Source organism: Paenibacillus cisolokensis, assembly GCF_050481165.1.
Lineage (GTDB): Bacteria > Bacillota > Bacilli > Paenibacillales > Paenibacillaceae > Paenibacillus_AH > Paenibacillus_AH cisolokensis.
In genome coordinates, this window is sequence record NZ_JBCNFP010000169.1 from 1 (window position 1) to 6,657 (window position 6,657).

7 protein-coding genes are annotated in these 6,657 nt (G+C 54.2%); all 7 read left to right on the forward strand.

What is annotated here, in order from left to right; translation table 11 throughout:
• Nucleotides 1–535 (forward strand): substrate-binding domain-containing protein (locus tag ABEV74_RS22360; protein WP_430149765.1); only part of this gene is annotated, 535 nt, incomplete at its 5' end.
• Between the two features lie 162 nt (nt 536–697).
• Complete coding sequence (rpiB, locus tag ABEV74_RS22365) at nt 698–1,192, forward strand: ribose 5-phosphate isomerase B (protein WP_430149768.1); 495 nt, start codon at nt 698–700, stop codon at nt 1,190–1,192.
• Entirely contained in the window at nt 1,155–2,150 is a 996-nt protein-coding gene (locus ABEV74_RS22370) for a dihydroxyacetone kinase subunit DhaK (RefSeq protein WP_430149771.1), read from the forward strand. Before rpiB ends, ABEV74_RS22370 begins: the two co-directional genes overlap by 38 nt.
• Nucleotides 2,151–2,165: 15 nt before the next feature.
• Nucleotides 2,166–2,804, forward strand: coding sequence for a dihydroxyacetone kinase subunit DhaL (gene dhaL / locus ABEV74_RS22375; RefSeq protein ID WP_430149774.1), 639 nt, complete (start codon nt 2,166–2,168; stop codon nt 2,802–2,804).
• A 6-nt stretch (nt 2,805–2,810) separates the two neighbouring features.
• Nucleotides 2,811–3,761 (forward strand): class II fructose-bisphosphatase, encoded by a 951-nt coding sequence (glpX, locus tag ABEV74_RS22380; protein WP_430149777.1) that lies wholly within the window; start codon nt 2,811–2,813, stop codon nt 3,759–3,761.
• 27 nt (nt 3,762–3,788) lie between these two features.
• On the forward strand, nt 3,789–4,460 hold the full coding sequence (gene fsa / locus ABEV74_RS22385; protein ID WP_213531394.1) for a fructose-6-phosphate aldolase: 672 nt from the start codon (nt 3,789–3,791) through the stop codon (nt 4,458–4,460).
• Entirely contained in the window at nt 4,457–6,454 is a 1,998-nt protein-coding gene (gene tkt / locus ABEV74_RS22390; RefSeq protein WP_430149780.1) for a transketolase, read from the forward strand. Before fsa ends, tkt begins: the two co-directional genes overlap by 4 nt.
• The last annotated feature ends 203 nt before the right edge of the window (nt 6,455–6,657 follow it).

A 6,657-nucleotide genomic window follows, 5' to 3' on the forward strand; every position in this document is an offset into this window, starting at 1 on the left:
CGCACTTTCGAAATTCAGGATGAATTTTATTGCCGAGAAGATCGGAGGCAAGGGCAATATCGTCATTCTGGAAGGCCCGATCGGCAGCTCGGCTCAGGTTCAACGCCGCGAAGGCATTCATAATGTGCTGAAGAAATACCCTGATATCAAGGTGCTGGCGGAAAAAACGGCCAACTGGTCCCGTGCCGAAGGTCTCGCATTGATGGAGAACTGGCTGCAATCGTTCGAAGGACAGATCGACGCTGTCGTCGGACAGAACGATGAAATGGCGCTTGGCGCGCTGCAGGCTCTGGAAGGAAAAGGGTTGACCGACCGCGACGATATTCCGGTCGTCGGCGTCGACGCAATCTCCGACGCCTTGCAAGCGGTAAAAGACGGGCGCTTGAACGCAACGGTATTCCAGGACGCCAAAGGCCAGGGCGCACAATCGGTAGAGGTTGCCGTGAAGTATCTGAAGGGCGAACCGATCGAGAAAGAATACTGGATTCCGTTCCAGCTCGTAACAGCCGAAAACGTCGACGAATTTATGGAGTAATGAGGAAGCGGCAGAAGCGGAAAAAAAGAAGGATTACCATGACCGGCAATCCTTCTCCGCTTCCCTCCATTAGAGAAAGACGGAAAGTAATGAGACGACAGTATTATATCATAATGAACCCATATACGAAAAAGGAATAGAGAGGAAATGGAGAGATGCTGTATGAAAATCGGGATAGGCAGCGACCATCACGGCTATGAATTGAAAGAATGGATCAAGCGATATTTGGATAAAGAGAAAATCGAATACGTGGACATGGGTTGCCATTCTTGCGAAGAAACCGATTATCCCGATGTGGCATCCGCGGTCGCCCTGGAAATCAAGAAAGGCCGTCTGGAACGCGGGATCCTGATTTGCGGTACCGGCATCGGCGTTGCGATTGCCGCCAACAAGGTACCCGGCATTCGGGCGGCCCAATGCCACGATACGTATTCGGCGGAACGTGCCCGGAAAAGCAATAATGCGCAGATCATTACGCTCGGAGCGAAGGTGATTGGGCCGGAAGCCGCGCTCAAAGTGGTGGAAGCCTGGCTGAGTTCGGAGTTCCAGGGCGGCAATTCGGCACGAAAAGTAGAAAAAATTATGGACATCGAAGAGCAGATGGGAAGGAGTGAATGGAGTGAAGAAACTCATCAATGTTCCGAATCTGGTTGTTGACGAGATGATCGAAGGCTATGCCGCGGCTTATCCCCAGTATGTCAGAGTGCTGCCGGAAAACAAACGTGCGGTAGTAAGCGTGAATACGGTCCGTCAAGGGAAAGTGGGTGTTATTATCGGCGGGGGCTCCGGTCACGAACCGGCTTTCATGGGCGTTATCGGCAAAGGATTTGTCGACGCCGTACCTGTGGGCAACGTATTTGCCTCTCCTCCCCCTGACCCGATTCTGGCTTGTACGAGAGCGGTTCATGGCGGCGAAGGCGTCATCTATATGTATGGCAATTATGCGGGGGACTGCATGAACTTCGATATGGCCGCCGAGTTGGCCGCCATGGAAGGTATCCGGGTAGAGACGGTATTAATCACGGACGACGTCGCCTCTTCGCCGGCGGTAGAGCGGCGCCGCGGCATCGCAGGCGGATTCCTCGTTTTCAAATGTGCGGGAGCCGCGGCGGACATGGGAATGAAACTGGACGATGTGGTCCGGGTCGCGAAGAAAGCGAACGACAATATTCGTACGATGGGGGTCGCCTTATCCCCATGCGCCGTGCCGCAAACCGGAAAACCCAGCTTCGTTCTGGGAGAGGATGAAATGGAGATCGGTCTTGGGATCCACGGCGAGCCGGGCGTCCAGCGCGGGAAATTAAAAACGGCTGATGAAACGACCGACGACCTGATTGATAAAATTCTGGAAGACATGCCGCTGGAGTCCGGCGAACGTGTGGCCGTCATGGTGAACGGGCTTGGCTCCACGACTTACATGGAATTGTTCGTGGTGTTTCGCCGGGCCGAACAAAGATTGAAGCAGCTCGGAGTCCACATTTATCGTTCGTTTGTCGGCGAGTTTGTCACTTCTCTCGAAATGGGCGGTTGTTCGATCTCGATCATGAAATTGGATGATGAACTGGCGCAAATGATCGATTATCCCGTTGACACACCGATGTACGTGCAGAAATAAGGAGGACGTGGTTCCATGGTCATGACATTCGAGCAGTTTAAGCAGTTGTTTGTTGAGATTGCCGATCGAATCGAACAAGTCAAGGACGAGCTGTCGGAACTGGACCGCCAATTAGGCGACGGCGATCACGGTGTGACGATGTCGATCGGTTGGCAGGCCATTGTCGACAAAATACGGCAATCCGAAGCGAGCGATTGCGGCGCATTGCTCAAGGAGATCGCCATGGCATTCCTGAATGCGGTCGGTTCTTCCGTCGGGCCGCTGTACGCCACGGCATTTTTAAGAGGATCCGCGGCGTTGCCAGGGAAGACCGAACTGACGCACCGGGACCTCGTTTCATTCTGGGAAGCGGCTATTCAAGGCATCCAGGAACGCGGAAAAGCCAAAATCGGGGATAAAACGATGATGGACACCTGGCTGCCGGTACTCGGCGTATTAAAAACGCAAAGCGAGAAAGATGAGATCGGCAAAGACATCTATGACAAGGCGCTTGCCGAAGCGGAAAACGGTATGAATGCTACGGCGTCCCTAGTATCGCAATTGGGACGGTCCAGCCGATTGGGGGACCGATCCGTCGGACATATGGATCCCGGGGCGGTTTCGGCGTATTACATTTTCCAGACGTTCGTTCAATATGTTCGTAAAGTGATGTGAAGAACAATGAAACGACTGCTCTTCGATTTTTTGCAAGTTGCCGAAGCGGCCGCTCTGGTCTCTTATCCATGGGTCGGACGCGGGAACAAACACGAAGCCGATCAGGCGGCTACCAGCGCCATGCGCCTCATGTTGAACAAGATGGAGATGGACGCAACCGTCGTGATCGGAGAAGGCGAAATGGATGAAGCGCCCATGCTTCATATCGGGGAACGGCTTGGCACAGGCCGGGGACCGGAGCTGGATATCGCGGTTGACCCGCTGGAAGGAACGAACCTTGTCGCCTATGGCCAGGAAAATTCCACGACGGTTATTGCCGCGGCCCCGCGGGGAACGCTGCTTCACGCCCCCGATATGTACATGTACAAGATGGCAGTCGGTCCGAAGGCGAAGGGCAGCATCGATTTGGAACGGTCCATTGTCGATAATGTGCGGAATGTGGCGGACGCTCTCGGCAAAGACGTATCCGAATTGACCGTGATGGTGCAGCAAAGGGAACGGCATGCCGACATTTTGCAAGAAATCAAAAGCACCGGGGCGAGAGCGAAGCTCTTTACCGACGGAGATGTAACCTGCGCCATCGCAACGGCGGTCGAGTCCACCGGGGTCGATCTGTTTGTCGGGATCGGCGGAGCGCCCGAGGGCGTCCTGTCGGCGGTGGCGTTGAAATGCCTGGGGGGCGAAATGCAGGCGAAGCTGCTTCCGGCAAACGATGAGGAGCGGGAACGGTGCAAAACAATGGGGATTCATACGCCTGACATTCCTCTTGAAATGGACCGTCTCGTTTCCTCGGACGATTGCATTTTCGTCGCTACCGGCATTACGACAGGCGTGATGTTGAACGGAATTCAACGCAATCGTGACGGAACGCAAACGACGCACTCGCTGGTCACTTATGGAGGCGGTCAGGGGATTCATTTCGTCACGTCGCATCATAAACGCCTGATTGCCGTTTAGAACATGGATAGGAGGAGGCTGGCAGTAATGAAATTTTTTCTGGATACGGGAAACGTAGAAGAGATTAAGCGGGTGAAACGATTGGGGCTGGTGGATGGCGTTACGACCAATCCTTCATTGATCGCGAAAGAAAAACGGCCTTTTAAAGAAATCATACAAGAAATTTGCAAGGAAATCAGCGGACCCGTAAGCGCGGAAGTCGTCGGCGTTCGTGCTGCGGATATGGTCAGGGAAGCGCACGAATTGGCGCGTTGGGCCGACAATGTCGTGATCAAGCTCCCGATGACGGAAGATGGGCTTGAAGCGACATATAAGCTGTCGCAGGAAGGCATAAAAACGAATGTCACGTTGATTTTTACGGTTGCCCAGGGGTTAATGGCCGCAAAGGCTGGCGCAACCTATATCAGCCCGTTTGTCGGCAGACTGGATGATACCGGGATCGAAGGATTAAAGTTAATTCGCGACCTTCGAACCGTTCTCGACCATTATAATTTCCCGGCGGAAATCATTACAGCGAGCGTTCGGAATATCTTGCACGTGCAAGATGCTGCCCTGGCCGGGGCGCACATCGCGACAATTCCGGGTTCTTTATTCCCTTCGTTGTGGAAGCATCCGCTTACGGACATCGGGATTGAAAAATTTTTGAAGGATTGGACTCAAGTTCCGGGCGGATTGTCGTTGGACGGGGGAAATCAATGATGTACAGCGATCAAGATTTGTGCGCCGTGCAGGCCATCCGCATGCTGTCTGTCGATGCGATTGAGAAAGCGGGTTCGGGGCATCCGGGCTTGCCTATGGGCGCGGCTCCGATGGCATATGTTTTGTGGAGCCGTTTCCTGAAATTTCAGCCCGCGAACCCGCATTGGTGGAACCGGGACCGGTTTGTGCTTTCCGCCGGTCACGGTTCCATGCTCCTGTACAGTTTGCTTCATTTATTCCAGTATGATGTGAGCCTGGAGGATCTCAAGCAATTCCGCCAATGGGGAAGCAATACCCCGGGACATCCGGAATACGGACACACACCCGGCGTGGAGTGTACGACCGGACCTTTGGGACAAGGTTTTGCGATGGCTGTAGGAATGGCGATGGCGGAGCGGTTTTTGGCTGCGCGCTATAACCGAGACGGCTATAACATGATGGATCACTATACCTATTGCCTGTGCGGCGACGGCGACTTGATGGAAGGGGTCGCTGCCGAAGCGGCTTCGCTGGCCGGTCATCTCCGGTTAAGCAAGCTGGTCGTTTTATACGATTCGAATGACATATCGCTGGACGGCGAAACGAAGCTCGCTTTCACCGAACGTGTGGCCGAGCGGTTTGAGGCTTACGGCTGGCAGGTCTTAAAGGTGGAAGATGGAAACGATTTGACCGCCATTCACGCAGCGATCGAGAAGGCGCAACAATCGCAGAAGCCTGCGCTCATTGAAGTGAAGACGATCATCGGTTACGGCAGTCCGAACAAAGCCGGAACGTCCGAAAGCCACGGATCGCCGCTTGGCGAAGCGGAAATTTCCCTCGTACGGGAAGCGTACCGTTGGCCGCACCCGCCTTTCGAAATCCCGGAGCATATTCTCGAACCGTTCCGGCAAGCGGTGCAAAGGGGCATCGAAGCGGAGCAATCATGGAAACAAGTGTGGAACGGATATCGAGAAGCATTCCCGGATTTGGCCTCCGAGCTGGAAAAGGCGTTTGCCGGGGAATTGCCGGAGGGCTGGGAATCCGCGCTTCCCGTCTTTCATATCGGAGAGAAGGTGGCGACGCGCGACGCTTCCGGCAAAGCCATCAATGCGCTCGCTTCGGCCATCCCTTATTTTCTCGGAGGCTCCGCAGATCTGGCGTCATCCAATAAAACGACGATCCGTCAGGAAGAAGCGTATCAACCCGAGAATTTCCAGGGCCGCAACATCTGGTTCGGAGTACGCGAGCATGCGATGGCGGCGGCCTTGAACGGGATGTCTTTGCACGGCGGTCTGAGGGTCTACGGCGGAACGTTCTTTGTGTTTTCGGATTATATGAAGCCTGCGATGCGACTGTCCGCTTTAATGGGGCAACCTGTCATTTATGTATTGACGCATGACAGCATCGCCGTTGGCGAGGACGGTCCGACCCATCAGCCGATTGAGCAGCTTGCGGGATTAAGAAGCATCCCGAATTTGCTGGTGCTCCGGCCTTCCGACGCGAACGAGACGATGGCCGCTTATCAAATTGCTTTAAGCCAAAGCCGCCGCCCGAGTGCGCTTGTCCTAACCAGACAGGCGCTACCTGTGACCGCGGGCTCGGAGAAAGGGCGCGAGCTGGCGCATCGGGGCGCGTATATTCGTGTCCAAACGCCGCACGGCCATCCCGATTTGTTGTTGATCGCGTCCGGGTCGGAGGTTCCGCTGGCGATTGAGGTCGCAAGCATGCTGGAACAGCACGGCCGCAAAGTGAACGTGGTGAGCATGCTCTCCTGGGAGTTGTTCGAAGAACAGGATCAGGCCTACCGGAATTCCGTTATCCCTCCCCACATTCGGAAAAGGGTTTGCATCGAAATGGGAAGCTCGCTGGGATGGGAACGTTACGCGGGCTCCGAGGGCCTCCTGATTACGTTGGATCGTTTTGGTGCGTCCGCACCCGGGAGCGTCTTATTGGAGAAATACGGGTTTACGAAGGAGCAAATTTTCAACCGCATTACGGAATGGTACGGCAATTGATCAAAGAATTGGAATAAAACGGCTTTGGCCCGCAGGTGAAGTTCCGTCTGGAGCTAACCTGCAGGCTTTTTTCTTTTACGCCGGCTACTCGATCTGCTTGTATATGGACACCGGGAATCGAGAATGCGACAATAAGCTTTATGTATAAGAATTACTATTAATTGGAAAAGTTATAATATAAACCTGAATTTCGAAAGTACAGC